Below are 23841 nucleotides of genomic sequence, written 5' to 3'. Positions count from 1 at the left end.
CGACGCCTCAGAACTCCGGGTCCCAGTTCACTGTGACCCTGCCGAGCTCCAGATCGATGGAGGTGACAAACTCACCCGGCACATAAGGTACCAGGCGCTCACGGCTCTCTATGCCGTCACTGCCACCGCGCACCACCAGCACGTCGTTTGCACCTGTTTCCATGATGCGCACAACCTTGCCCAGCTGGTATTGCTTGCCTTCAAAGTCGCTGACGACTTCCAGGCCCTCCAGCTGGTGCCAGTAGAACTCGCCTTCCTGCAATGCAGGCATCTGCGAGCTTTCCACCGCAATGTCACGCTGGCAGTACTGCTCTTGCGCTACATCGCGATCATCGACACCTTCGATGCGGGCAATCAGGCCCTTGCCGTGCCTGCGCCCCTCGGCGATCTCGACCTTTTCCCACCCCTTGCTGCCGCGCAGCCACCAGGGGGAAAACGCGAGAATGTTTTCCATCGGTTCGGTGAACGAGTGGATTTTCACCCAGCCCCGCACCCCGTATACCGAGGTTATCCGTCCAATTGTGACCAGTTTTTCGGGTTCAGACACGATTACGCCTCAAAACAGCGAAAATTGGTCAGCAGCAATCAAGCAGCTTGATCTTTCAGCAGCTTGGCTACACGGTCGGTCAGCTGTGCACCCTGGCCCAGCCAGAATTCAACACGCTCACGGTCAACGCGCAGACGCTCTTCCTGGCCGCGTGCAACCGGGTTGAAGAAACCAACCTGCTCAATGAAGCGACCGTCGCGGGACTTGCGGCTGTCGGCAACTGTCAGGTGATAGAAAGGACGCTTCTTAGCGCCACCACGAGCCAAACGAATAGTTACCATTTAACTTTCCTGTAAGTTTTAGTCGCGCTGCCACCGCGGGCGGACTTAAGCGCTTCATACAACAATAGCGAGCAAGGCTCGCCGAAAGGCGGCGTATTCTAAAGGAACGCGCCAGCCATGTACACACGGGGAACGGTAAAAAAATCCCCGCCAGCCGGACCCATCAGTCCGGGGTGAATCTGCCGGTAAAGGCGCCGTTTCGGGCCCTTACTTCTTGCCAAAACCGGGAGGCAGACCGCCGGGCATACCGCCCATGCCGCCTGGCATACCGCCGCCACCTGGCATACCGCCGCCACCCATCATGCCGCCCATGCCTCGCATCAGCTTGTTCATGCCGCCGCCCTTGAGCTTCTTCATCATCTTGCTCATCTGCTTGTGCTGCTTGAGCAGGCGGTTCAGGTCCTGGATCTGGGTACCGGAACCCGCGGTAATACGGCGCTTGCGCGAACCGTTCAGCAGATCCGGGTTGCGGCGTTCGGCGGGCGTCATGGAACTGATAATGGCGTCCATACGCTTGAATTCCTTGCCCATATCGGCCTGTTGCGCTGCCTGGGCTATGCCGCCCATACCTGGCAGCTTGTCCAGCATGGCGCCCATACCGCCCATATTCTGCATCTGCTGCAGCTGGTCGCGCAGGTCTTCCAGGTCAAAGCCCTTGCCCTTCTTGACCTTCTTGACCAGCTTTTCGGCCTTGGCCTTGTCAATGGTCTGCTCGGCTTGTTCGATAAGCGACATAATGTCGCCCATGCCGAGAATTCGGGAAGCAATACGGTCGGGATGGAACGGCTCCAGCGCGTCGGTCTTCTCCCCAACACCCATGAATTTGATTGGCTTGCCAGTCACATGACGCACGGACAGGGCCGCACCACCGCGCGCATCGCCGTCGACTTTGGTGAGAATGACACCCGTCAGCGGCAGAGCCTCATTGAACGCGGAAGCAGTATTGACCGCGTCCTGGCCGATCATGGCGTCGATCACAAACAGCGTCTCGATCGGGTTCAGGGTCGCGTGCAGCCCCTTGATCTCTTCCATCAACTCTTCGTCGATATGCAGGCGGCCCGCGGTATCCACGATCAGCACATCGGCAAACTGCTTCTTCGCCTCTGCCAGTGCGGCCTGGGCAATATCGACAGGCTTGTCCTCCGGGCTGGAGGGGAAGAACTGGGCACCCACTTCTGCCGCCACCGTTTCCAGCTGGCGAATCGCCGCCGGGCGGTAGACGTCCGCAGACACCACCATGACCTTTTTCTTTTCCCGGTCCTGCAGGTACTTGGCCAGCTTGGCAACGGAAGTCGTCTTACCCGCGCCCTGCAGACCGGCCATCAGGATTACAGCCGGCGGCTGGGTGGCCAGTTTGAGCGGCTCTACTTCAGCGCCCATTACCTTGACCAGTTCGTCCTGTACGATTTTGACGAACTGCTGGCCCGGATTCAGCGCCTTGCTGACCTGCTTGCCAACCGCTTCAGTGCGCACCTGCTGGATAAAGGCCTTGACCACGGGCAGCGCCACGTCAGCCTCGAGCAGGGCCTTGCGCACCTCGCGCAGGGTATCGCGGATATTGTCCTCGGTGAGCCGCGCCTTGCCCGTGATTTTCTTGAGCGAGGCGGACAGGCGGTCAGTCAGGTTCGTGAACATAGGGAAATCTCAAATCTCTTTCTGGTTCCGGCCCCAGCAGGGCCGGGTCGCGGATTATACCGGAGCCGGGCGCCATTAGGGAGTCCGGCACAAATGACGCCATGGCACCCTTCTCAGGCGGCGGAGGGTATGACAAACTCCACAGTCACAAGGATATAAGAACGGATTGGCAACTTGTTCCACTGGCTCACATTCGCTTTCTATGCTGCCAGCGCAGTACCGGTCATTGCCTCACTGGCGCGCAGCGAACAACCCCGCAAGCTCCCCAGCCTGGCGCTGTTTGCGATTGCCGTCGCCTGTCATGCAGTGGCGCTGTGGCAGTCCGTGGTATCGCCAGAAGGCTATCGCCTCGACTTTTCCGCAAGCCTTTCCCTGGTCCTGCTGACCGTCAACTTCCTGGTTCTGCTGCTCACCCTGCGCCATCCGCTGCAACTGTTGCTGCCGCTACTGGCGCCCGCGGGCCTGCTGGCAGAGTCCGCAGCCTTTTACCAGTGGGGCGGCGCCGCCGACTACGCGAAGATGTCGCCAGAGCTGGCCAGCCACATAGCGCTGTCCGTGGCAGCCTACTCCCTGCTCACCATCGCCACCCTGCAGGCGCTTTACCTCGCCTTCCAGAATCATCAGTTGCGCCACGGCAGGCTGGGCGGCATCAGCCGTTTTCTGCCACCCCTGCAGTCCATGGAGCACCTGCTTTTCTGGCTGCTGGCACTCGGTGAGCTGTTATTGACTGCATCGCTGATTACCGGCCTGCTGTTTGTCGACGATATCCTCGGCCAGCACCTGCTGCACAAGACCGTTCTATCGCTGGTGGCCTGGGCCCTTTATGCGGTACTCCTGTGGGGCCACTGGCGCTGGGGCTGGCGCGGCAGCACCGCGGTGCGCTGGACCCTCGGCGCCTTTGCCGCGCTGATGCTGGCCTACTTCGGCAGCAAGCTGGTACTGGAGATCATCCTCGACCGGGCCTGACCTTGCCGAAGCTGCGGTTTTGACGCAATATCACCCTTCGACAAGCACACAAGGCTCCCCTTTTTGGACGACTTATCCCTCAGTGCCCAGCTTGGTTTGCTGGCACTGCTGATCCTCATATCTGCCTTCTTCTCCAGCTCTGAAACCGGCATGATGTCGCTGAACCGCTACCGCCTGCGCCACAAGGCGAAGAGCGGCGACAAGGCAGCCCTGCGTGCGTCGCGTCTGCTCGCGCGGCCGGACCGGCTGATCGGGGTGATCCTGATCGGCAATAATGCGGTCAACATCCTCGCCTCGGTGATCGCGGGCGCAATGTTTACCAAGCTCTACGGCGATTCAGGCGTCTGGGTCGCAACCGGTGTCCTTACCTTTGTCATCCTGATTTTTGCCGAAGTAACCCCCAAGACCATCGCCGCACTGAAGCCGGAGTCCATCGCCTTCCCGGCATCGCTGGTGCTGCAGCCCATGCTGGTGGTGCTCTCACCAGTGGTGCGCTTTGTGAACACTCTTTCCAACGCGCTGGCGCGGCTGTTCGGCGTGGATGCGGCCAAACATACCGGCGAGGAACACCTGCTGCCGGAAGAGCTGCGCACCGTGGTGTTCGAATCCGGCGCGCTGATCCCGTCACGCCACAAAGGCATGCTGCTCAACATTCTCGATCTCGACCAGGCCACCGTGGAAGACATCATGATTCCACGCAATGAAGTTGACGGGCTGGACCTGGAGGATTCCGTCGAGGATCTGCTCGAATGCATCCGCAGCAGCGAATACACCCGCCTGCCCGTATTTGAGGGCGATATCAACAAGGTGATCGGCATACTGCACCTGCGCAAGGCGAACCGTTTCCTCAGCAGCAATATCGAGAGTTTCTCGGTCGAGTCGATCAAGCGCTACGCCGACGAGCCCTACTTCGTGCCGGAAGCGACCCCGCTGCCGACCCTGCTCAAGAACATGCAGCAACGCAAAGCGCGCATGGCGATGGTGGTAGACGAATACGGTGAGGTCCTCGGCATCGTGACGCTCGAGGATGTACTGGAAGAAATCGTTGGTGACTTTACCACCGCCGGCGAAGATGACAGCTCTGAGGAAATCACTGAGCAGGAAGCCGGCTGGCACCTGATCGAGGGTGGCACATCGATCCGTGAAATCAACCGCACCCTCAACTGGGACCTGCCGACAGACGGCCCCAAGACATTCAATGGCCTCGCCATCGAACACCTGGAAAACATCCCCGATGCCAATATCAGTTTCTACCTGGGTCGCTACCTGGTGGAAACAGTGCAAGTGACGGACAAGGTGATCGAATCTGCCCGGGTGCGGAAGATCGGCAAGGACTAGACCTCCAGCAGGCCCAGCTGCCGGGCAACGGGCCCGAAGCTGCGCCGGTGCTGGTCTGTTACCCCGTACTGCTCTACCGCCGCCATATGCGTTTTGGTCGGGTAACCCTTGTGCTTGTCGAAGCCGTACTGCGGGAAACGCTCGTGCAGTGCCAGCATCTCGCGGTCGCGCGTGACCTTGGCAAGGATGGACGCGGCACCGATGGTGGCCACACGACCGTCGCCCTTCACCACTGCCTCGCCGGTATAGTGCCAGCGCGGCAGGCGATTGCCATCCACCAGCACGTATTCCGGTTGCGGCGACAAAGCCTCCACCGCGCGCTTCATCGCCAGCATGCTGGCGTGCAGGATATTCAGCTCGTCAATTTCCTGTACGGACGCGCGCGCGATCGCATAGGCCAGCGCGCGCTCGCGGATCACATCAAAAAGCTGTTCGCGTTTTTTTTCGGAAAGCTTCTTGGAGTCCCCCAGCCCCTCAATGGGGTTCGCCGGATCGAGGATCACAGCAGCGGCGACCACATCCCCCGCGAGCGGGCCGCGCCCTGCTTCATCAACGCCTGCCAGCAAGTTGCCGCGATAGGCGCATTCAAATACTTCAAGCTTGCTCATATCAATGCTTTTCCGTTTCCTGCTGGCCCGGCTCGCGGCCGGCCTCAATGACGCTGGCGACCGCTGCCGCTGCGCGTCCGGAGGCATCGCGGCGTAACACCTGGTGGATCGCGTCGAATTCCCGCGACAGCGCATCACCCATCACCGGGTCCGTGAAATACTGCAGCAGTGCCCTACCGAGAGATTCCGGCGTGGCGTCATCCTGCATGATCTCCGGCACCAGCTCCCGCTGCGCCAGCAGGTTCGGCAGCGCCACCCAGGGTGTCTTGATCATGCGTGAGAAGATCGCGTACGAAAGCGGCGCAAGGCGATAGGCCACCACCATCGGCTTCTTGTACAGCATGGCCTCCAGCGTTGCCGTGCCCGAGGCAATCAGCACCGCATCCGCCGCTGCCAGAACCTCTCCCGCCCTGCCATCCACCAATGTGATCGGCAGGTCTTCCGCGCCCTGCAATTGCGCTTCCAGCTCCTGCCTGCGCTGTGGGCTGGCCGCCGGGATCACGAACTGCAGCGCCGGACGCTGGCGCAGGCACCAGCGCGCGGCCTCGATAAACAGGGGCCCCAGCAACTTGACCTCGCCGCCGCGACTGCCCGGCAGCATGGCAACCATCTCCGTACCGGGATCTATGCCCAGAGACGCGCGCGCCGCCTCGGTATCAATCTGCAGTGGCACTTTGTCTGCGAGGGGGTGGCCGACGAATGTCACCGGCACATCGTGCTCTTCGTAAAAACGCGCTTCGAACGGCAGCAACGCCAGCATATGATCGACCGCGCGTGCAATTTTTTTGATACGCCCCTGACGCCAAGCCCAAACCGACGGGCTGACGTAGTGCACCGTGCGCACCCCTGCCCTGCGCAATTTTTCTTCCAGCGACAGGTTGAAGTCCGGGGAATCGATGCCGATAAATACATCCGGCGGGTTTTCTGTGAAATGCCTGACCAGGGAGCGGCGGATGCCGAGCAGTTCCGGTAGGCGCTTCAGCGGCTCCACCAGCCCCATGACGGACAGGCGCTCCATCGGGAACAGGCTACTGGCACCTTCCTCCTGCATCAGGGGGCCGGCAATGCCTTCCACAACCAGGTTGGGGTAATGCTGACGCAGCTCGCGAATCAGGCCGGCACCCAGAATATCGCCGGACGCCTCACCGGCGACGATGCCAACCCTCACCGTGCGGGTTTCGACAGGGTTCATTTAACGGGTAATACCGCGTTTGGAGTTACTGAGGGAATCGATAAACGGCTGCACCACATCGGACTCGGCGCGTAGCTCCTGCAGGGCCTCAAGCGCTTCCTGCATGGTGAGGCCACGGCGGTAGATCACCTTGTAGGCCTTGCTCAGCAGGCTGATCTGCTCACGGGTGAAGCCGCGACGGCGCAGGCCTTCCGCATTGATGGTTTTCGCCTCGGCGGGGTTGCCCGTCACCATGACATAGGCCGGCACATCCTTGGATACGCCAGCCCCCATGCCCGTAAAAGCGTGCGGGCCGATCTTGCAGAACTGATGCACCAGGGTGAAGCCGGCGAGAATCGCCCAGTCACCCACCTCAACGTGCCCCGCAAGGGCCGTGTTGTTCACCAGGACACAGTGGTTGCCGATGATGCTGTCATGGCCGACATGCGCGTACGCCATCAGCAGGTTGTCATTGCCGATAGTGGTTTCACCGCGATCCTGAACGGTACCGCGATGAATCGTGACACCCTCGCGGATGACATTGTTATCGCCGATGACCAGCGTGGTTGGCTCCCCCTGGTATTTCAGGTCAGGGGTATCCTGGCCGACCGTAGCGAACTGGTAGATGCGGTTGTTCCGGCCGATACGGGTAGGCCCACTCAACACCACATGAGACAGGATTTCCGTACCGTCACCAATCTCGACATCAGCGCCGATGATGGAGTAAGGGCCAACACGGACGCCCTCGCCCAGCCTGGCCGAGGGGTCGATAATCGCCGTGGGATGGATGTAGTCAGTCACAGTTTTAGTCCATTCGCCAGCCCGAAAAGGTCTGGTACCACCCTACCAGATTCCGCGCCGCGATGGCGACAGAATCATCCTTGCAAAACCGCTCAGACTTTCTTGACGGCGCAAAGGATGGAAGCCGAAGCCGCCAGCTGCCCGTCCACGGTCGCCTTGCCGGCGAACTTCCAGATACCGCGGCGCTCGGAGATCACCTCGGCTTCGAGATCGAGGCGGTCACCGGGGACTACCTGGCGCTTGAAGCGTACATCGTCGATGCCGGCAAACAGGTACAGGTAGCCGTCAGCCGGCTTCTGACCAAGGGTCTTGAAGCCGAGGACGCCACAGGCCTGGGCCATGGCCTCTACGATCATCACACCCGGGAAGATCGGCGCTTCCGGAAAGTGGCCATTGAAGACTTCCTCGTTCACGGAGATATTCTTGTAAGCGCGAATCGTCTTGCCCAGCTCCAGCTCTACAACACGGTCGAGCAGCAGGAACGGGTAGCGATGAGGTAAGTATTCGCGGATCTCTTGAACATCCATCAACATATCGGTATCCCTGAAATCACCCGGTGGTCATCCACCACTACAGGTATAGATAAGATAAAAAGGCCGCCTGTGACCAGAGCGCCATTAACACTCAACAGGCAGCCATTACGTTTATTTTGACAGCGCGCTTACTTGCCCGCTTTGCCGACCTTCTTTTCCAGCTCCGCGACCTTGCGCGCGATCTTGTCCAGCTGCGAGAAACGCACCGCGTTTTTACGCCAGCTGCGCGTATCCGAGTATGGCGTACCGCTGGAATAGGAGCCCGGCTTGTCTATCGAGCTGGTAACCAGTGTCTTGGCCATGACCTGGGTGCCATCAGCAATGCTGATGTGCCCCACGATGCCGGCATCCCCCGCGATAAGGCAGCGCTTACCTACCTTTGCACTACCGGCGACAGCCGAATAGGCCGCCATGGCCGTATAGTCACCAATCTCGACATTGTGAGCAATCTGTACGTGGTTGTCGATCTTGACGCCGCGCCCGATGACAGTATTGCCAAGCGCGCCGCGATCGATGGTGGTGCAGGACCCGATCTCGACGTGATCGCCGATCTCCACACCACCCAGCTGATAGATTTTCTCCCAGCCATCGGCAGCAGGTGCGAAGCCGAAACCATCGGACCCGATCACGCTGTTGCTGTGGATCATGCAGTGCTCGCCGATATGGCAACTGTGGTAAACCACGACACCCGCCCGCAGCTGGGTACCCGCACCGATAACGGAGTCTTCACCCACCACGCAGTTTGGGCCGATTACCGCGCCCGCACCAATCTTGGCAAAGGCTGAAATAACGGCACCCGCGCGCACTACGGCAGTGGGGTCTACCTCGGCATTCTCATGCACCTGGGCACCGTGCTCGATGCCCGGCGCGTAGTGAGGAGTATCATCAAACAGCGCGGTGGCACGGGCAAATGCGAGGTAAGGGTCTTCGACAACCAGCGCCGTCACCGGGCAATCAGCCGCATCCGCTTCCTTTACGAGGACCGCCGTCGCAGCAGTATCTTCGAGGAAGCGCCGGTAATTTGCACTGGCCAGAAAACTGAGGTCGCCCGCCGCGGCTGCGGCGAGCGTATTGAGCCCGGTGATATCGTCTGCCGAACCGGCGCCAGGCGCGAGCCGCAGCTCTGCACCCAACTCAGTCGCGACATGATCAAGACTGAAATTTTTCACCCTGAGGGGACGCTCCCGCCAGCAGTTACTTGGCGGCGTTAAGGCGATCGATCACTTTCTGGGTGATATTGACATTGTCCTGCGCGTACAGGATTACGCTGCCATCCAGAACCAGGTCGATTTTTTCCTTCTCCACCACAGCCTTGACTGCTTCACGCATTTTCGGCATCAGCTCACGCTGGATTTCCTGCATGGCCTGGCCCTGCATGGCCTGGAGCTTCTTCTGTGCAGTCTGCGCATCAGCTGCCTTGAACTGCAGCTTGCGCTGGTGTTCGGTCTTCTGCTCGTCAGACCAGGTCATACCGTCTTTCTTGGCGGTTTCCTGCATCTTGGTGATTTCAGCAGAAATGGACTCGATGTTGCTCTTCAGCTTGGAAAACTCAGAGCTGGTCTGCAGCGCGTCTAGCTTGGACTTGGCAAACTTGGTATTCAGCATTGCTGCCTGTGGGCTCAGGGTAGCCACCTTGGTCTGCGCCAGTGCGTTACCCGCAAGAACCAGTCCAGCAATCAGCGCTATTGTAAGTTGTAATTGTTTCAGCACGTCTATTTCTCCACATTTTCCGGCCAGGGGCCGCGACAAAAAACAGTTCCGGGCAAAGCCGCAACAGCAATTTAGAAAGAGTTACCCAGCGAGAACTGGAAGGCTTCACGATCGTCGAACTCGTTTTCGCGAAGCGCCTTGGCGAGGCTGAATGTCAGCGGGCCAAAACCGGTAATCCAGGTTACGCCGATACCGGCAGAGACATTCAGGTAGTCCGCATCAATATCAAAGCAATTGATCTGCTGCGAACCACAGCTGGTATCAAACACATTACCTGCATCGATAAAGAACGCCGACTGGATGCTGCGCTGATCCTTCACAAACGGCATCGGGAAGATCACCTCGGCGCTCGCCTCGATCAACGCGTTACCGCCAAATGGATCTGGTCGGCGATCCCGCGCAGCACTGGTGAACTCCGTATCGTCAGAAACGTAGACGTTCCGCGTGGATGTCGTGCCATCCGGGTTGGTCACAGTGATGGTCTGCAGGTCATAGATCTGGGCCGGCGTGGAGCGCGGGCCGAGGGTATTGCGTTCGAAACCGCGCACGGAGCCGAAGCCACCGGCAAAGAAGTTCTCGAAGAACGGCAGCTCGGTGGTATCACCGTAGGCGTCCGCCCAGCCCAGACGTGTACGCAGGCGCAGGGTCAGCTTCTTGGTCAACGGACGGAAATACTGGCCCGTATAGATAAACTTGTAGTACTCGAGGTCTGCACCCGGCAGCGTGAACTCAGCGGAAACGTGCTGGGACGAACCGCGCGTCGCCAGAATGCCGCGGTTCAGGGTCGAGCGCGCCCAGGAACCGGTCAGGCTGAAGTTGTCGAACGAATCACCATTGGCGTCGATAAAGCCCTCACCCGGCATCTGGAAAAGCTCTTCAGAGCCCTCAACCGGGAACACCTGCCCCATCCAGTCGCCGAGTTCAAAATCTCCGCTCTCCAGCTCACTCTGCAGAATGTAGTTGTCCACCACACCCAGCGGGTTCAGGTCGCTGAAGCCGATCGGCTTTGGCGTACCGGAAATTTCCTGCACTGCAAACGGGCCGGTCTGCACTTCCAGGTGGCTGTAACCGATATTCAGGCCCACGCGGGATACTTCGGAGATGGGGTAGCCAAAATTCAGGCCGGCACCATAGCTATCGGTGGAGTAGCTGGATACATTGATCTCGTCGAAGTTACGCTCGCGGTAAAAGACATTGAAGCCGCGGCTCACGCCATCCGGGGTAAAGTACGGATCCGTGTAGGAGAAGTTATACACGGTCTGCCAGCGCGAGGTATTTACCGCAAACGCTACCGCCTTACCCGTTCCCAGCCAGTTGTTTTCCTGCACATTGGCACCCAGCACCAGGCCACTGCCCTGCGCATAACCAACGGTGGCGCCCACGGTACCGGACGGCTGTTCTTCAACGGTGTACTCGACATCCACCTGGTCCGAGGTGCCGGGCACTTCTTCGGTCTCGACCTGTACTTCCTTGAAGTAACCGAGGCGCTCAAGGCGAACCTTGGACTGCTCGATACGTGCGGAGGATGCAGAAGCACCCTCCATCTGACGCATTTCACGGCGCAGTACCTCGTCCGAAGTACGGGTATTGCCACGGAACTCGACACGGCGCACGTAAGCGCGCTTGCCCGGGTCGATAAAGAAGGTGACCTTTACGGTCTTTTCAGCATCGTCGCTTTCCGGGATACCGTTTACCTCTGCGAAGGTGTAACCCTCGTTACCCAGGCGCTTGGTAATGTAATCGGAGGTGGTGGTCATCAGCACCTGAGAGAAAGTCTGTCCCTGCCTTACCAGCAGCAGGCGGCGGATTTCCTCTTCCGGCAGTACCGGATCACCCGCTAGCTCTACCTCACTGACGGAGAACACCTCACCCTCGTTGATATTGACGGTGATGAATACGCTGCGCTTGTCCGGGCTCAGGGAAACCTGCGTGGAATCGATGCTGAACTGCAGGTAACCGCGGTCCAGGTAATAGGACTCGAGGCGCTCCAGGTCGCCGGTGAGCTTTTCACGGGAATACTTGTCATCGCTGCGCAGCCAGGACAGCCAGCCGGTGGTCTGCAGCTCGAAGGAGTCGCGCAGTTCGTCGTCAGAGAAAGCCTCGTTGCCGACAATATTGATGTGCTTGATCGCGGCAACCTTTCCTTCATCTACAGTGATGATCAGCTCAACCTGGTTGCGCGGCAGCTCCTTGACCTCAGTGGCTACAGATGCTCCGTAGCGGCCCTGCGCCACATACTGACGCTCCAGCTCCAGTGCCAGCCCCTCAAGGGTGGCGCGCTTGAAAATCTGCCCCTCGGCAAGGCCATTTTCAGCCATACCCTTGAGCAGGTCCTCACTCTTGATCGCCTTGTTACCAGTCAGCTCGATCTTGCTGATGGCGGGTCGCTCACGCACGGTGACTACCAGCACAGTGCCCTCCCGCCCGATTTCCAGGTCCTGGAAATAGCCGGTACGGAACAGTGCCCGGGTAGCATTCTGGATATCGAGCGCTTCTATCTGGTCGCCGACCCGAACGGGCAGTGCGGCAAACACCGAACCGGCAGAGACGCGCTGCAGGCCCTCAACCCGAATATCGCTGACAACAAAAGACTGCGCCCATACGATGGCAGGCAGGAGCAGGCCGAAAGAAACTGCCCAAAACAAACGCTTCATACTGTGCATTATCCGATCACTTACATCCATTGCCGCCCGATTTCTGGCAGCAAATGCTTATTATCGAGAGCCCCGCGGGAAACTCCTTTCCCTGATATGCGGAACAATTGTTATTTGTCTGACCCTGGCGCCGGGAAAAAATTCATGGCCAATGCCAAAAGCGCGACATTAATGCCCTTGCCCTGGCACTAAAGCCATTAGCGTGGCACTGAAGCCATTAGCGTCTCGCTAGAGCCGCGTTATATCGTTATACAGCGCCAGCATCATGATGCCGATGATCATCGCCATGCCAATCTGCAGCCCGATAATTTGAGTACGTTCTGATACGGGCTTGCCGCGTATCGCCTCGACAAAGTAGTACAACAAATGACCGCCATCCAATACCGGGATCGGAAGCAGGTTCAGGACGCCAAGGCTGATGCTCAGGAGTGCCAGCAATCCGAGAAATGACTGCCAGCCCGACTCGGCTGAAGTGCCCGCCACTTTAGCAATGGTGATCGGACCGCTCAAGTTTTTCGGGGAAATCTCCCCGAAAATCAATTTCTTAAGCCCCGCCAGGGTAAAAGCTGTTTTTTCCCAGGTTTCATTCAACCCCTTGAGCAGAGCGCCGCCAATACCGTACTCGTAGCGGCGAATCATTTCCTCCGGCCACGGGGTGCCGAACGGCCCCACGCCGATACGCCCCACCACTTCACCGGATTCCAGCTTGTGCTCTATCGGTGTCACCTCCAGGGTCACGGTTTCGCCGTCCCGCTCGACACCGACACTGATGGCCTTGCCAGCGCGCTCGCGTATATACGCCGTCCAGTCTTCCCAGGTGGTAAATGGCTGGCCATCACTGCTGACTACAGTATCGCCGGCGCGCAATCCGGCTTTCTCAGCCGGGCTGTCCGGTGCGATCACGGCGAGGCGCATGGTTGCCGGCGGCCGATACAGCTCGATACCGATCTCCGCCAGCGGATCCGGGACTTCCTTGCCGGACAGCCAGCGGTTGATATCCGCCACCATCTCGTATTCGAGGTGGGAATCCGGGTAGCGGACCGTGAACTCCATCTCACCGGTATCGCCGAGACGCTTTGCCAGGCGCCAGTTCAGAGCCTGCCAGGTAGGCGTGGCGTGACCGTCCAGTGCCACGATCTCCTGGCGGGGCTCCAGGCCTGCCATGTCAGCCAGGCTGCCCGGCGTGACTTTGTCCACAATCGGTGCCGGGCCGGCGGTGCCACCCAGGAAAACCAGCCAGAACAGGAAAATCGCGAGGATAAAATTGGCGATGGGACCCGCCGCAGCAATGGCGATGCGCTGCCAGACACTCTTGCGATTGAAGGCCTGATCGAGCATATCCTCGTCCACCGGCCCTTCGCGCTCGTCCAGCATTTTGACGTAGCCGCCAAGGGGAATGGCAGCGACAGTGAATTCAGTGCCGTGCTTGTCGTACCAGCTGACAAGGCGCTTGCCAAAACCCACCGAGAAACGCTCCACGCGCACACCGCAGCGGCGCGCAACCCAGAAGTGCCCGAACTCGTGGAAAGTCACCAGTACGCCGAGGGCTACCAGTGCCCATAGTATTGTTTGCAGTAATTCCATCACTAGCAGCTTCTAATTATTCGGAAGTGGCAGCGGAAGCCACACCCTTAAGATTCTAATCGGCGGCTACACCAGCCGCTGGATTACCCCTGCGGCCGCAACCCGGGCCTGCCCGTCCGCTTCTTCGACGGTTTCCAGGCAATCCAGTTCCGCTACCGGGAGCGCTTCAAGCACCGACTCGATCACGACCGGGATATTCGAGAAGCGCAATTCGCCCTCGAGGAATGACGCCACAGCGACTTCGTTGGCGGCATTCAGCAGCGCTGGCGCGGTTCCGCCTTCCAGCATGGCTTCTCTCGCCAGGCGCAGGCATGGAAAACGCTGCTCGCAGGGCGCTTCGAAATCCAGCTGGCCAGCTGCAACCAGGTCAAGCGATGCGACACCCGCCTCGATACGCTCCGGGAAGGCCAGCGCATGCGCGATTGGAGTGCGCATGTCCGGGTTACCCATCTGCGCAAGCAGGCTGCCATCCACATACTGCACCATCGAATGGACGATGCTCTGCGGGTGCAACACGACCTCAATTTGCTCAGGCTTCGCATCGAACAGGAAACACGCTTCTATAAACTCCAGCCCCTTGTTCATCATGGTGGCAGAGTCGACGGAAATTTTCCGTCCCATATCCCAGTTGGGATGGGCACAGGCCTGATCCGGGGTGACTTCGGCGAACTGCTCGAGCGGCAACTCACGGAAGGGGCCGCCAGAGCCGGTAAGGAGGATCTTGCGCACGCCGCCGGCCTCGAGGCCCTGATACCGCTCCGGCAGGCACTGGAAGATGGCGTTGTGCTCACTGTCGATCGGCAGAAGTTCGGCGCCAGCATCCACAACCGCCCGCATGAACAGCGGCCCGGCCATCACCAGCGCTTCCTTGTTGGCCAGCAATACCCGCTTGCCAGCGCGCACTGCTGCAAGCGTCGGGCGCAGACCCGCCGCACCCACGATTGCCGCCATGACCACGTCCACAGCCTCCGCGGACGAAACCTGCTGTAACCCTTCGACACCGGCCAGCACGCGTGTCCCGGACCCTGCGGCCTCGAGCCGTCCCTGCAGGTCCGCCGCGAGCGATTCATCAGGCATTACGGCGTACACGGGCCGGTACTCGAGACACTGGTTGAACAACTGCTCAATACGGCTATTCGCCGTCAGCGCATATACGGAATACCGGTCCGGATGACGGGCCAGCACATCCAGCGTGCTGACCCCGATGGAACCTGTGGCACCAAGAACTGTTACCGCTTGCATCTGGTCCAACCGCCGTTACAGGTCTTGAAGGTACTTTGGGAGCTCGCTTGCGATGGCGGCGACGGTGAATACCGGCAACGCCGCAGACAGGCTGTCGAGGCGATCCAGTACACCACCGTGCCCTGGCAACAGGCTACTGCTGTCCTTGATGCCGCGGTGACGCTTGAACATGCTTTCCGAGAGGTCACCCAGCACGGAAGCCAGGCCGGTGATGATGACACCGACAATGAAGAGAATACTGTTTTTCATGGGCAGGCCCAGGCCGAAGGCGACTGCTGTCGCCAGCAGGCCGCAGGCCGCCATGCCGCCAAAGAAGCCTTCCCAGGACTTGCCCGGGCTTACTTCCGGCGCGAGCTTGTGACGCCCGAACTGCTTGCCAACGAAATAGGCACCCACGTCAGCCGCGGCCACAACCGCCACCACGAACAGGACCACCCAAGCGCCCTGCTCCATGCCACGCAGAATCACTACCGACAACCATGCCGGGACCAGCACAAACAGGCCGATAACGCCGCGCACCCAGCGATTGCCCCACAACAGTGCACTGGCCGGATAACCCTGCACCCACAGGAGCGCCAGCGCCCACCAGAAGCAGGCGACAACCAGCACACGCTGTGCCCGGTCTTCATCACCTGCAGAGAAATTCATATCGAATACGTACTGGGCCACACCGATCAGGGCGGCACCCAGCGTCGCGATAAACACGAAGCGTAGCGCCCGATTCAGGCTGGCCAGATTGGCCCACTCCCAACCGGCGATCAGGATGACCCCGGCGACGACAATGGCAAAGGTGTCCAGGGGGAGCCGGAACAGCGCCCACAACAGGAGACCAATAAGAATGATAGCTGTAATTATTCTTTGTTTAAGCACCCGATGCTGCTCCCAGGTCGCACTGGTTACCCCTACCGCCGTATCGTCTGTCACGCGTACTGAATGCGGCAATGGCCGCATCAATTTCGCGCTCGCCGAAGTCCGGCCAAAGCACGTCGGTAAAGAAAAACTCGCTGTAGGCAGTCTGCCACAGCAAAAAGTTACTGATTCTCTGCTCACCGCTGGAGCGAATAAGCAGGTCAACGGGCGGCAGGTCTGCGAGCTGGATTCCCATACCCAGGCGCTCTTCGGTCACATCCGCGGCCGCAAGCTCCCCTTTTTCGACCTGTTCCGCCAGTTGCCGCGCGGCATTTGCAATATCCCAGTGACCGCCGTAATCCGCGGCAATCACCAGGTCACCCTCGCTACCTCCGGCGGTCAGGGCTTCTGCCCGCTCGATCGCCTTGACGAGTCGCGGCGAAAAACGGTCGCGGCGACCGATAACCCGGAGGCGCACACCCTCTTCACGCATGCGTTCGGCTTCGCGCCCCAGGTAGGAGTAGAACATCCCCATCAGCAGTTCCACTTCGCGCGGTGGACGCTGCCAGTTCTCACTGGAGAAGGCAAACAGCGTCAGGGCTTTCACCCCGCGATCGCGACAGGCACGCAGTACATCGCGGATACGCTCGGCACCAGCACGGTGACCGGCAGACGCCGGCTTGCCACGCCTGGCGGCCCAGCGACCGTTGCCGTCCATGATGATCGCAATATGTCGCGGTACTGATTCGGCCATAAAACTGCCCCGACTACCGAATAGGTCAGATCTCGAGAAGATCTTTCTCTTTAACCGCCAGCGCAGCGTCGACTTCAGCGACGTACTTGTCTGTCAGCTTCTGGATTTCATCCTGTGCACGACGCTCGTCGTCCTCGGAGATTTCCTTGTCCTTCAACAGTGCCTTGATCTCACCCATGGCATCGCGGCGCGCGTTACGCACGGACACGCGGGCGGTCTCCGCTTCTGACTTCGCCTGCTTGGTGAAGTTCTTGCGGGTCTCCTCGGTGAGAGGTGGCATGGGGATTCGAATCACGGTGCCCGCAGTAGCCGGGTTCAGGCCCAGGTCAGACTTCATGATCGCCTTTTCGATATCCGGCACCAGCTGCTTTTCCCACGGGGTAACAGAAAGGGTGCGGGCATCTTCAACATTGACATTGGCAACCTGTGAAAGCGGCGTATCAGAGCCGTAATAGGAAACCATGATGCCATCGAGAATGCTCGGATGCGCACGACCAGTACGGATTTTGTTGAAATTATGGCCAAGCGCTTCGATGGCCTTCTTCATCCGTGCTTCAGCACTCTTCTTGATATCAGTTGTCATTATTCACTTCCTCCAGAATCAGGGTGCCCTCGTCCCCGCCAACAACGATATTCAGCAGGGCACCCGCTTTGTCCATTCGAAATACCCGCACGGGCATATTGTGGTCGCGACACAGGCAGATTGCAGTCAGGTCCATCACACCCAGCTTGCGATCCAGCACCTCATCGTAGGTCAGGCGATCGAATTTAGTGGCAGCAGGATCCTTGACCGGGTCGGCGGAGTATACGCCATCGACCTTGGTGGCCTTCAGTACCAGCTCGGCATCAATCTCGATACCGCGAAGGCATGCTGCGGAATCGGTTGTAAAGAAGGGATTACCGGTGCCGGCTGCAAAGATCAGCACATCCCCACCCTCGAGGTAGCGCATGGCCGCGCGACGATCATAGTGATCGACAATGCCGCTCATCGGGATAGCGGACATTACGCGGGAAGAAATATTCGAGCGCTCCAGGGCGTCCCGAAGTGCCAGCGCATTCATTACGGTCGCCAGCATACCCATGTGGTCCCCGGATACGCGATCGAGGCCGGCTGCGCTGAGCGCCGCGCCCCGGAACAGGTTGCCGCCACCGACAACGAGCCCCACCTGCACCCCGATACCCACCAGCTGACCGATCTCCAGCGCCATCTTGTCCAGGACTTTGGGGCTGATACCAAAACCCTGGTCCCCCATCAGCTCCTCGCCGCTGAGCTTGAGCAGAATGCGCTTGTATTTACGATCTTTAATTCCGGGCATTGAGATCTCCACAGGCAAAAGTTGCCACACAATACCACAGCGGGGTGCCCCCACGCACATCGACAAATCGATGGCCGGAAACACCCCGCCGGGAGAGTGGATCCACGCAGGGACCACTCGGGAAAAGGTTAGGAAGAGGCCTTGACCTGCGCCGCTACTTCAGCAGCGAAGTCCACTTCTTCCTTCTCGATGCCTTCACCAACTTCGTAACGAGTAAAGCTGATAACTTCGGCACCTGCATCCTTAACCAGCTTGCCAACAGTCAGCTCAGGGTTCTTGACGAACTGCTGCTCGATCAGGCTGTTTTCCTTCAGGAACTTCTTGATACGGCCGCCCATCATCTTCTCGACGATTTCAGCAGGCTTGCCTTCCATATCCGGCTGCGCCTTGATGATTTCCTCTTCCTTGGCAACCGCTTCGGCAGGCATATCTTCAGGCTTAACAACCTGCGGGTTAACCGCAGTCACGTGCATGGCCACATCGCGCGCCACTTCTGCATCACCGCCGCTCAGGGCGACCAGTGCAGCAATACGACTGTTGGAGTGTACGTATGCACCAACCTTTGCGCCTTCCACCAGCTCGGCACGACGAACGGTGATATTCTCACCGATCTTCTGCACCAGCGCTTCACGCGCAGACTCCAGCTCACCCGCCATCAGCGCGGCAACGTCAGTCTGCTTGGCAGCGAAAGCAGCTTCCAGAACAGTGTTTACGAAGGACTTGAAGCCTTCATCACGCGCAACGAAGTCAGTCTCGGAGTTAACTTCAAGCAGCAGGCCGTAGGAAGCGTCGTCGGCAACCTTGGCTACCACGATGCCGTCAGCAGCGGTGCGACCGGCTTTTTTGGCTGCCTTCAGACCGGAAGCCTTGCGCAGGTTTTCAATTGCAACTTCGATGCTGCCGTCAGCTTCAGCCAGAGCGCGCTTGCACTCCATCATGCCAAGACCGGTACGCTCACGCAGCTCTTTAACCATAGAAGCAGAAATCGCCATGATCCTATCCCCTGGGTATCTCTAGATGTTTAAATTCGGATTGGTTTGCGCGCCTTGAAAAAAGGGGCCCAATCAACTGGCCCCTTTTCCTGCGCAACGGAGCGATTACTCGCCCCGCTTTCAGTCGATTACTGTGCAGCGGCGTCGTCGCCAGCTTCCACGTACTCGTCCTTGGTCGCAGAGCCGGAAGCGTCAGCAGCACCTTCCAGGACGGCGTCTGCAACAGCAGTGGTGTACAGCTTGATCGCGCGGATGGCGTCGTCGTTACCCGGGATAACGTAGTCAACACCGACCGGGTCGCTGTTAGTGTCCACGATACCGATTACCGGGATACCCAGCTTGTTGGCTTCCTGGATCGCGATGCGCTCGTGCTCAACGTCGATCACGAACAGTGCGTCCGGCAGGCCGCCCATGTCCTTGATACCACCGATGGACTTGTCCAGCTTTTCCATCATGCGAGTGCGCATCAGCGCCTCTTTCTTGGTCAGCTTCTCGAAGGTACCGTCCTGGCTCTGGGTTTCCAGCTCGCGGAAGCGACGGATGGAAGCACGGATGGTCTTGTAGTTGGTCAGCATACCGCCCAGCCAGCGGTGGCTTACGAACGGCTGGCCACAGCGCTCAGCCTGCTCACGGATGGACTTCTGCGCAGCGCGCTTGGTACCAACGAACAGGATCTTCTTCTTCCGGGCAGCCATACCCTTCACAACTTCCAGGGCTTCATTGAAGGCCGGTACGGAGTGTTCCAGGTTGATGATGTGAATCTTGTTGCGAGCGCCAAAGATGTATTCACCCATCTTCGGGTTCCAGTAACGGGTCTGGTGGCCAAAGTGCACACCAGCCTGCAGCATATCGCGCATGCTTACTACGGGCATAAAAAAAACCTCAATTGTGCGGAAGGCAGGGCCTTCCTGGGTTAATCCTCCATATACCCCATCCGCCAACCCGCTTTCGCAGGCACCCAGGCGCATGTGCCGGTATATGTGTGACTGTTTAGTTTCGAATTCGCAGCAAGGCGGTTAGCCCCACGGCGGCGCGCTTTATACCATACCCAGCCGCCCGACGAAAGCGCCAAATAGCGCCACGGGTGCCCGGTGGCAGCGAATCCGCTACAATAGCGCGCTTCCCGCCGGCCCCAAGTTTAGTGTCCCCCGAAAGCGGACAGAACCACGCGGCGCCACGGAGCAGAAGACTGCCCCGGGCACGAAACCGGACGCCCGGCAGCTATACAGAGGAAAAGACTAGAAAATGAGCGTTTCGATCAAGACTCCCGAGCAGATCGCCAAGATGCGTACCGCTGGCCGCATGGCCGCCGAGGTACTGGAAATGATAGGCGAATACGTAGTCCCGGGCGTGACCACAGAAGAGCTTGACCGGCGCTGTTATGAACACATCGTCAATGTACAGAAGGCTGTGCCGGCGTGCCTGGGCTACCGCGGTTTTCCCAAGTCCATCTGCACCTCGGTCAACGAGGTTGTATGCCACGGCATTCCCTCGGACAACAAGGTCCTGAAAAAGGGCGACATCATCAATATCGACGTCACCGTGATCTACGACGGCTGGTATGGCGATACCAGCAAGATGTACTTCGTCGGCAAACCGGCACCGCACGCCGAGCGACTGGTCAAGATTACCCAGGAGTGCCTGTACAAGGCGATTGAAATCGTTCGCCCGGGTACCACCCTTGGTGATATCGGCCATGTCATCCAGCAGCACGCAGAGAACAACTACTACTCCGTGGTCAAGGACTTCTGCGGCCACGGCATCGGCGACGTATTCCACGAAGAGCCCCAGATCCTGCATTACGGCAAACCCGGTACCGGCCCGGCACTGCAGGAGGGCATGACCTTCACCATCGAACCCATGATCAACGCCGGCAAGGCGGGCACCCGCGTACTCAAGGATGGCTGGACCGCGGTCACTGTGGACCGTCGCCTGTCAGCGCAGTGGGAGCACACCATGGTCGTCACCAAAGACGGCGTGGAGATCCTGACCGCGCGCACCGAGGAATCTTTCTAGGCTGCCGCTCGGACACCTGCCCCTGGCAGCAAGCATCGCCAGAAAAACCGGCAACAAGAACCGGTTACAAGAACCGGTTACAAGAACCGGTTACAAAATCGGAACCAAATAAGAAGGAATTGAAAACCATGCCGCAGGACATGCCCTACCCGCCCTGTGCCCCGGTTTTTTTCGAGCAGACTCGCTTCCGCGAGGACCTGGAGGCCGCCCTGGCATCCGGCGCGGCGACCCTGTCGATCTTCAAAAGTGCCATCAAGGCCGCCGACGCGCATCTCGAGAACCGCTTTCGCGAAGGTGAAGAGGTGCGCAACCTGGTTTACGATCGCGCCCTGTTTACCGATTGCATCCTGCATTACGCCTGGCACCAGTTCCGCTGGAGTAGTGGTATTGCACTGATTGCAGTGGGTGGCTACGGGCGCGGGGAGCTGCACCCGCACTCGGATGTCGATTTGCTGATTCTGCTGGATGATGCCCTGCGCGCATCCTGCCCGGATGAAACTGCCGGAAATATCGAGAGTTTTGTCACCATGCTGTGGGACCTGGGCCTGGATATCGGGCACTCGGTCCGGGGCATCAGTGAGACCATCACCCTGGCGCAGGACGACATCACGGTCGCCACCAACCTGATGGAAAGCCGCACCGTGACCGGCGACCCTGCGCTGCACGAAGCGCTGCAGAAACTGGTTGCGCCGGACAACATCTGGCCGGCGGAGGCTTTCTTCATCGCCAAACGCGATGAGCAGATCGAGCGCCACGCCGAATTCCGCGATACCGAATACAACCTCGAACCCAATATCAAGAAAGCCCCGGGCGGGCTGCGCGACATCCAGACTATCGCCTGGGTCACCAAGCGTTACTTCGGCGTGAATACGCTGAAGAGCCTGCAGGGCAAGGGTTTCTTTACCGAAGACGAATTTGCGATCCTGCAGAGCGGAGAGGAATTCCTGTGGCGCGTGCGCTACGGCCTGCACCTGGTGAGCGGGCGCGCGGACGAACGCCTGCTGTTCGACTACCAGCGCGAACTGGCAAAGATGTTCGGTTACGAGGACAACAAGCGCCTTGCAGTGGAACAGTTCATGCACGATTACTACCGTGTGGTGCTGGCCCTGCGCGAGCTGAACGACGTACTGCTGCAGTACCTCAATGAAGTGATCCTGCAGCGTGGCCGCAGCCAGCGGGTGGAACCGCTGAATGAGCGTTTCCAGCTGCGCGACGGTTTCCTCGAGGCCACCCAGATTTTTGTGTTCCGTGAAAACCCGTCCGCCCTACTCGAGGTTTTCCTGTTGCTGGCGAACCACCCGGAAATCAAGGGTGTGCGCGCCTCCACCATCCGGCTGCTGCGGGAAAACCGCCACCTGATCGACGAGCGCTACCGCGCAAACCCGGAAAACGCGCAACTCTTCATGGAATTACTGCGCTCGCCACACGCACTGGCCACGCAACTGACCCGCATGAGCCGCTACGGCATCCTCGGTCGCTACCTGCCCGAGTTTGGCAAGGTAACCGGCCAGATGCAGCACGACCTGTTTCACATCTATACCGTGGATGCACACACCTTGCAGGTGGTACGCAATATGCGCCGCTTCCGCCACAGCGATGCAGAAAAAAAATTCCCGGTTGCGGCCGAGATCATGCAGCGCCTGCCGAAACCGGAATTGCTATACATTTCCGGCCTGTACCACGACATCGCCAAGGGCCGGGGCGGGGATCACTCCACCCTCGGCGCAGTGGATGCGGCAGACTTCTGCAAGCGCCACGGGCTTTCCGCGCGCGACACGCGCCTGGTGTGCTGGCTGGTGGAAAAGCACCTACTGATGAGCCAGGTAGCGCAGAAGAGCGATATCTCCGACCCCGATGTCATCCATGAATTTGCGCGCGAAGTCGGTGACCGCCAACACCTCGATTACCTTTACGCACTCACGGTTGCCGACATCAATGCGACCAATCCGGACCTGTGGAACAGCTGGCGCGCCAGCCTGATGCGACAGCTGTTCCAGACGACAAGAAACGCGCTCAAGCGCGGCCTGGAAAACCCGATCGACCGCCTGGAGATCATCGCGGAAACACGCCTGCAGGCCCTGCAACTGCTTGGCGACCAGGTACCGGAGGAGGAAGTCACCCGCATCTGGGCACAGATGGGTGAGGACTACTTCGTGCGGGAAACCGCCGGCAGCATCGCCTGGCATACCGCTGCCATTGCCCAGGCGGAAAACCCGTCCGGTGCCCCGCTGGTGCTGACCCGCAATACCGGCACCGGCAAACACGACGGCGCTACCGAAATCTTTATCTACACCCTGGACCGCGCCAATGTGTTTGCCGCGGCGGCCAGCGCGATCGATCAATTGCACCTGTCCATTCACGATGCGCACCTTTACAGCTCCGCGTCCGGATACACCCTCGATACCTTCTATGTTCTGCAGGAAGACGGACGCCCGCTCCCGGAAGACCCGGAGCTGGGCACCCGCATCAGCCAGATGATGCAGGGCGAGCTGTCCCTCCTGGGCGACTGCGGACGCGCGGTGGAAAGACGCACATCGCGGCGCCTTAAAATGTTCCCGCTGAAGACTCACGCGATTGTCGATACCGAACCGGGTGCAAACTTCAGCACCCTGGAAGTCACCAGCGCAGACCGGCCCGGCCTTCTGGCCCGCATAGCCCGATGCTTCATGCGGCACGAGATCAGCCTGCTGAACGCGAAGATTGCAACCCTCGGCGAGCGCATCGAGGATATCTTCCATATTGTCGACGCAGAGGGTAATCCGCTGCGCGATCCGGAATCCTGCCGCAGCCTGGAAGAGGACATCTGCAAGTCGCTGGACGCGCAGATCGAATAATTATATCGAG

At 59.4% G+C, this 23841-nt stretch carries 22 protein-coding genes; 4 read left to right on the top strand and 18 right to left on the bottom strand.

Features of this window, described 5'->3' with window-relative positions:
* Window positions 1-7: 7 nt before the first annotated feature.
* From rimM to ffh, 3 genes are all read right to left on the bottom strand, one after another.
* Window positions 8-547 carry a ribosome maturation factor RimM gene (gene rimM / locus QSJ80_RS09220; RefSeq protein ID WP_285764144.1) on the bottom strand — a complete coding sequence of 180 codons (540 nt, stop codon included), beginning with the start codon at window positions 545-547 and terminating at the stop codon, window positions 8-10.
* Window positions 548-585: 38 nt separating this feature from the next.
* On the bottom strand, window positions 586-828 hold the full coding sequence (gene rpsP, locus QSJ80_RS09215; RefSeq protein WP_285764143.1) for a 30S ribosomal protein S16: 243 nt from the start codon (window positions 826-828) through the stop codon (window positions 586-588).
* 207 nt (window positions 829-1035) lie between these two features.
* Entirely contained in the window at window positions 1036-2463 is a 1428-nt protein-coding gene (gene ffh / locus QSJ80_RS09210; protein WP_285764142.1) for a signal recognition particle protein, read from the bottom strand.
* A gap of 174 nt (window positions 2464-2637) precedes the next feature.
* Between ffh and QSJ80_RS09205 the strand changes: the two genes are divergently transcribed.
* Window positions 2638-3429, top strand: coding sequence for a cytochrome C assembly family protein (locus QSJ80_RS09205; RefSeq protein ID WP_285764141.1), 792 nt, complete (start codon window positions 2638-2640; stop codon window positions 3427-3429).
* Window positions 3430-3492: 63 nt separating this feature from the next.
* Entirely contained in the window at window positions 3493-4767 is a 1275-nt protein-coding gene (locus tag QSJ80_RS09200; RefSeq protein WP_285764140.1) for an HlyC/CorC family transporter, read from the top strand.
* On the opposite strand, the gene rnhB is transcribed toward QSJ80_RS09200, so the two are convergent.
* The 15 genes from rnhB to rpsB all read right to left on the bottom strand — a co-directional run bounded on the left by rnhB (window position 4764) and on the right by rpsB (window position 19853).
* Window positions 4764-5375, bottom strand: coding sequence for a ribonuclease HII (gene rnhB, locus QSJ80_RS09195; RefSeq protein WP_285764139.1), 612 nt, complete (start codon window positions 5373-5375; stop codon window positions 4764-4766). The two genes, QSJ80_RS09200 and rnhB, sit on opposite strands and share 4 nt — an antisense overlap.
* Window position 5376: 1 nt before the next feature.
* On the bottom strand, window positions 5377-6567 hold the full coding sequence (gene lpxB, locus QSJ80_RS09190; RefSeq protein ID WP_285764138.1) for a lipid-A-disaccharide synthase: 1191 nt from the start codon (window positions 6565-6567) through the stop codon (window positions 5377-5379).
* A complete protein-coding gene (lpxA, locus tag QSJ80_RS09185) occupies window positions 6568-7347 on the bottom strand; it encodes an acyl-ACP--UDP-N-acetylglucosamine O-acyltransferase (protein ID WP_285764137.1) in 780 nt (259 codons plus the stop codon).
* Between the two features lie 92 nt (window positions 7348-7439).
* Window positions 7440-7877 carry a 3-hydroxyacyl-ACP dehydratase FabZ gene (gene fabZ, locus QSJ80_RS09180; protein WP_285764299.1) on the bottom strand — a complete coding sequence of 146 codons (438 nt, stop codon included), beginning with the start codon at window positions 7875-7877 and terminating at the stop codon, window positions 7440-7442.
* Window positions 7878-8008: 131 nt separating this feature from the next.
* Entirely contained in the window at window positions 8009-9049 is a 1041-nt protein-coding gene (gene lpxD / locus QSJ80_RS09175; protein ID WP_285764136.1) for a UDP-3-O-(3-hydroxymyristoyl)glucosamine N-acyltransferase, read from the bottom strand.
* A gap of 25 nt (window positions 9050-9074) precedes the next feature.
* On the bottom strand, window positions 9075-9590 hold the full coding sequence (locus tag QSJ80_RS09170; protein ID WP_285764135.1) for an OmpH/Skp family outer membrane protein: 516 nt from the start codon (window positions 9588-9590) through the stop codon (window positions 9075-9077).
* 71 nt (window positions 9591-9661) lie between these two features.
* On the bottom strand, window positions 9662-12244 hold the full coding sequence (gene bamA / locus QSJ80_RS09165) for an outer membrane protein assembly factor BamA (protein ID WP_285764134.1): 2583 nt from the start codon (window positions 12242-12244) through the stop codon (window positions 9662-9664).
* Window positions 12245-12472: 228 nt separating this feature from the next.
* A complete protein-coding gene (gene rseP, locus QSJ80_RS09160) occupies window positions 12473-13828 on the bottom strand; it encodes an RIP metalloprotease RseP (protein WP_285764133.1) in 1356 nt (451 codons plus the stop codon).
* A gap of 66 nt (window positions 13829-13894) precedes the next feature.
* Entirely contained in the window at window positions 13895-15070 is a 1176-nt protein-coding gene (ispC, locus tag QSJ80_RS09155) for a 1-deoxy-D-xylulose-5-phosphate reductoisomerase (RefSeq protein ID WP_285764132.1), read from the bottom strand.
* A 15-nt stretch (window positions 15071-15085) separates the two neighbouring features.
* On the bottom strand, window positions 15086-15940 hold the full coding sequence (locus QSJ80_RS09150; protein WP_285764131.1) for a phosphatidate cytidylyltransferase: 855 nt from the start codon (window positions 15938-15940) through the stop codon (window positions 15086-15088).
* Complete coding sequence (uppS, locus tag QSJ80_RS09145) at window positions 15933-16673, bottom strand: polyprenyl diphosphate synthase (protein ID WP_285764130.1); 741 nt, start codon at window positions 16671-16673, stop codon at window positions 15933-15935. The genes QSJ80_RS09150 and uppS overlap by 8 nt, the downstream gene beginning before the upstream one ends.
* A 25-nt stretch (window positions 16674-16698) precedes the next feature.
* Window positions 16699-17256 carry a ribosome recycling factor gene (gene frr / locus QSJ80_RS09140; protein WP_285764129.1) on the bottom strand — a complete coding sequence of 186 codons (558 nt, stop codon included), beginning with the start codon at window positions 17254-17256 and terminating at the stop codon, window positions 16699-16701.
* Window positions 17246-17989: a UMP kinase gene (pyrH, locus tag QSJ80_RS09135; RefSeq protein ID WP_285764128.1), complete on the bottom strand. Its 744-nt coding sequence runs from the start codon at window positions 17987-17989 to the stop codon at window positions 17246-17248. Before pyrH ends, frr begins: the two co-directional genes overlap by 11 nt.
* A gap of 128 nt (window positions 17990-18117) precedes the next feature.
* Entirely contained in the window at window positions 18118-18981 is an 864-nt protein-coding gene (gene tsf / locus QSJ80_RS09130) for a translation elongation factor Ts (protein ID WP_285764127.1), read from the bottom strand.
* A 128-nt stretch (window positions 18982-19109) separates the two neighbouring features.
* Complete coding sequence (gene rpsB, locus QSJ80_RS09125; RefSeq protein WP_285764126.1) at window positions 19110-19853, bottom strand: 30S ribosomal protein S2; 744 nt, start codon at window positions 19851-19853, stop codon at window positions 19110-19112.
* A 373-nt stretch (window positions 19854-20226) separates the two neighbouring features.
* Here rpsB and map point away from each other — a divergent pair, with 373 nt between their 5' ends.
* On the top strand, window positions 20227-20997 hold the full coding sequence (gene map / locus QSJ80_RS09120; protein ID WP_285764125.1) for a type I methionyl aminopeptidase: 771 nt from the start codon (window positions 20227-20229) through the stop codon (window positions 20995-20997).
* A 128-nt stretch (window positions 20998-21125) separates the two neighbouring features.
* The gene (locus tag QSJ80_RS09115) at window positions 21126-23831 is read left to right on the top strand and encodes a [protein-PII] uridylyltransferase (RefSeq protein ID WP_285764124.1); all 2706 of its coding nucleotides are present in this window, start codon (window positions 21126-21128) and stop codon (window positions 23829-23831) included.
* The last annotated feature ends 10 nt before the right edge of the window (window positions 23832-23841 follow it).

The organism is Biformimicrobium ophioploci, assembly GCF_030270605.1.
Taxonomy (GTDB): domain Bacteria; phylum Pseudomonadota; class Gammaproteobacteria; order Pseudomonadales; family Cellvibrionaceae; genus Biformimicrobium; species Biformimicrobium ophioploci.
The sequence above is the reverse complement of the archived record's forward strand: the minus strand, read 5'-3'. Positions and strand labels throughout refer to the sequence as shown.

Coding starts and splice junctions, on each gene's coding strand:
- rpsP (WP_285764143.1), bottom strand. CDS start 828: ATGGTAACTATTCGTTTGGCTCGTGGTGGCGCTAAGAAGCGTCCTTTC.
- ffh (WP_285764142.1), bottom strand. CDS start 2,463: ATGTTCACGAACCTGACTGACCGCCTGTCCGCCTCGCTCAAGAAAATC.
- rnhB (WP_285764139.1), bottom strand. CDS start 5,375: ATGAGCAAGCTTGAAGTATTTGAATGCGCCTATCGCGGCAACTTGCTG.
- lpxB (WP_285764138.1), bottom strand. CDS start 6,567: ATGAACCCTGTCGAAACCCGCACGGTGAGGGTTGGCATCGTCGCCGGT.
- bamA (WP_285764134.1), bottom strand. CDS start 12,244: ATGAAGCGTTTGTTTTGGGCAGTTTCTTTCGGCCTGCTCCTGCCTGCC.
- rseP (WP_285764133.1), bottom strand. CDS start 13,828: ATGGAATTACTGCAAACAATACTATGGGCACTGGTAGCCCTCGGCGTA.
- ispC (WP_285764132.1), bottom strand. CDS start 15,070: ATGCAAGCGGTAACAGTTCTTGGTGCCACAGGTTCCATCGGGGTCAGC.
- uppS (WP_285764130.1), bottom strand. CDS start 16,673: ATGGCCGAATCAGTACCGCGACATATTGCGATCATCATGGACGGCAAC.
- frr (WP_285764129.1), bottom strand. CDS start 17,256: ATGACAACTGATATCAAGAAGAGTGCTGAAGCACGGATGAAGAAGGCC.
- pyrH (WP_285764128.1), bottom strand. CDS start 17,989: ATGCCCGGAATTAAAGATCGTAAATACAAGCGCATTCTGCTCAAGCTC.
- tsf (WP_285764127.1), bottom strand. CDS start 18,981: ATGGCGATTTCTGCTTCTATGGTTAAAGAGCTGCGTGAGCGTACCGGT.
- rpsB (WP_285764126.1), bottom strand. CDS start 19,853: ATGCCCGTAGTAAGCATGCGCGATATGCTGCAGGCTGGTGTGCACTTT.
- map (WP_285764125.1), top strand. CDS start 20,227: ATGAGCGTTTCGATCAAGACTCCCGAGCAGATCGCCAAGATGCGTACC.
- QSJ80_RS09115 (WP_285764124.1), top strand. CDS start 21,126: ATGCCGCAGGACATGCCCTACCCGCCCTGTGCCCCGGTTTTTTTCGAG.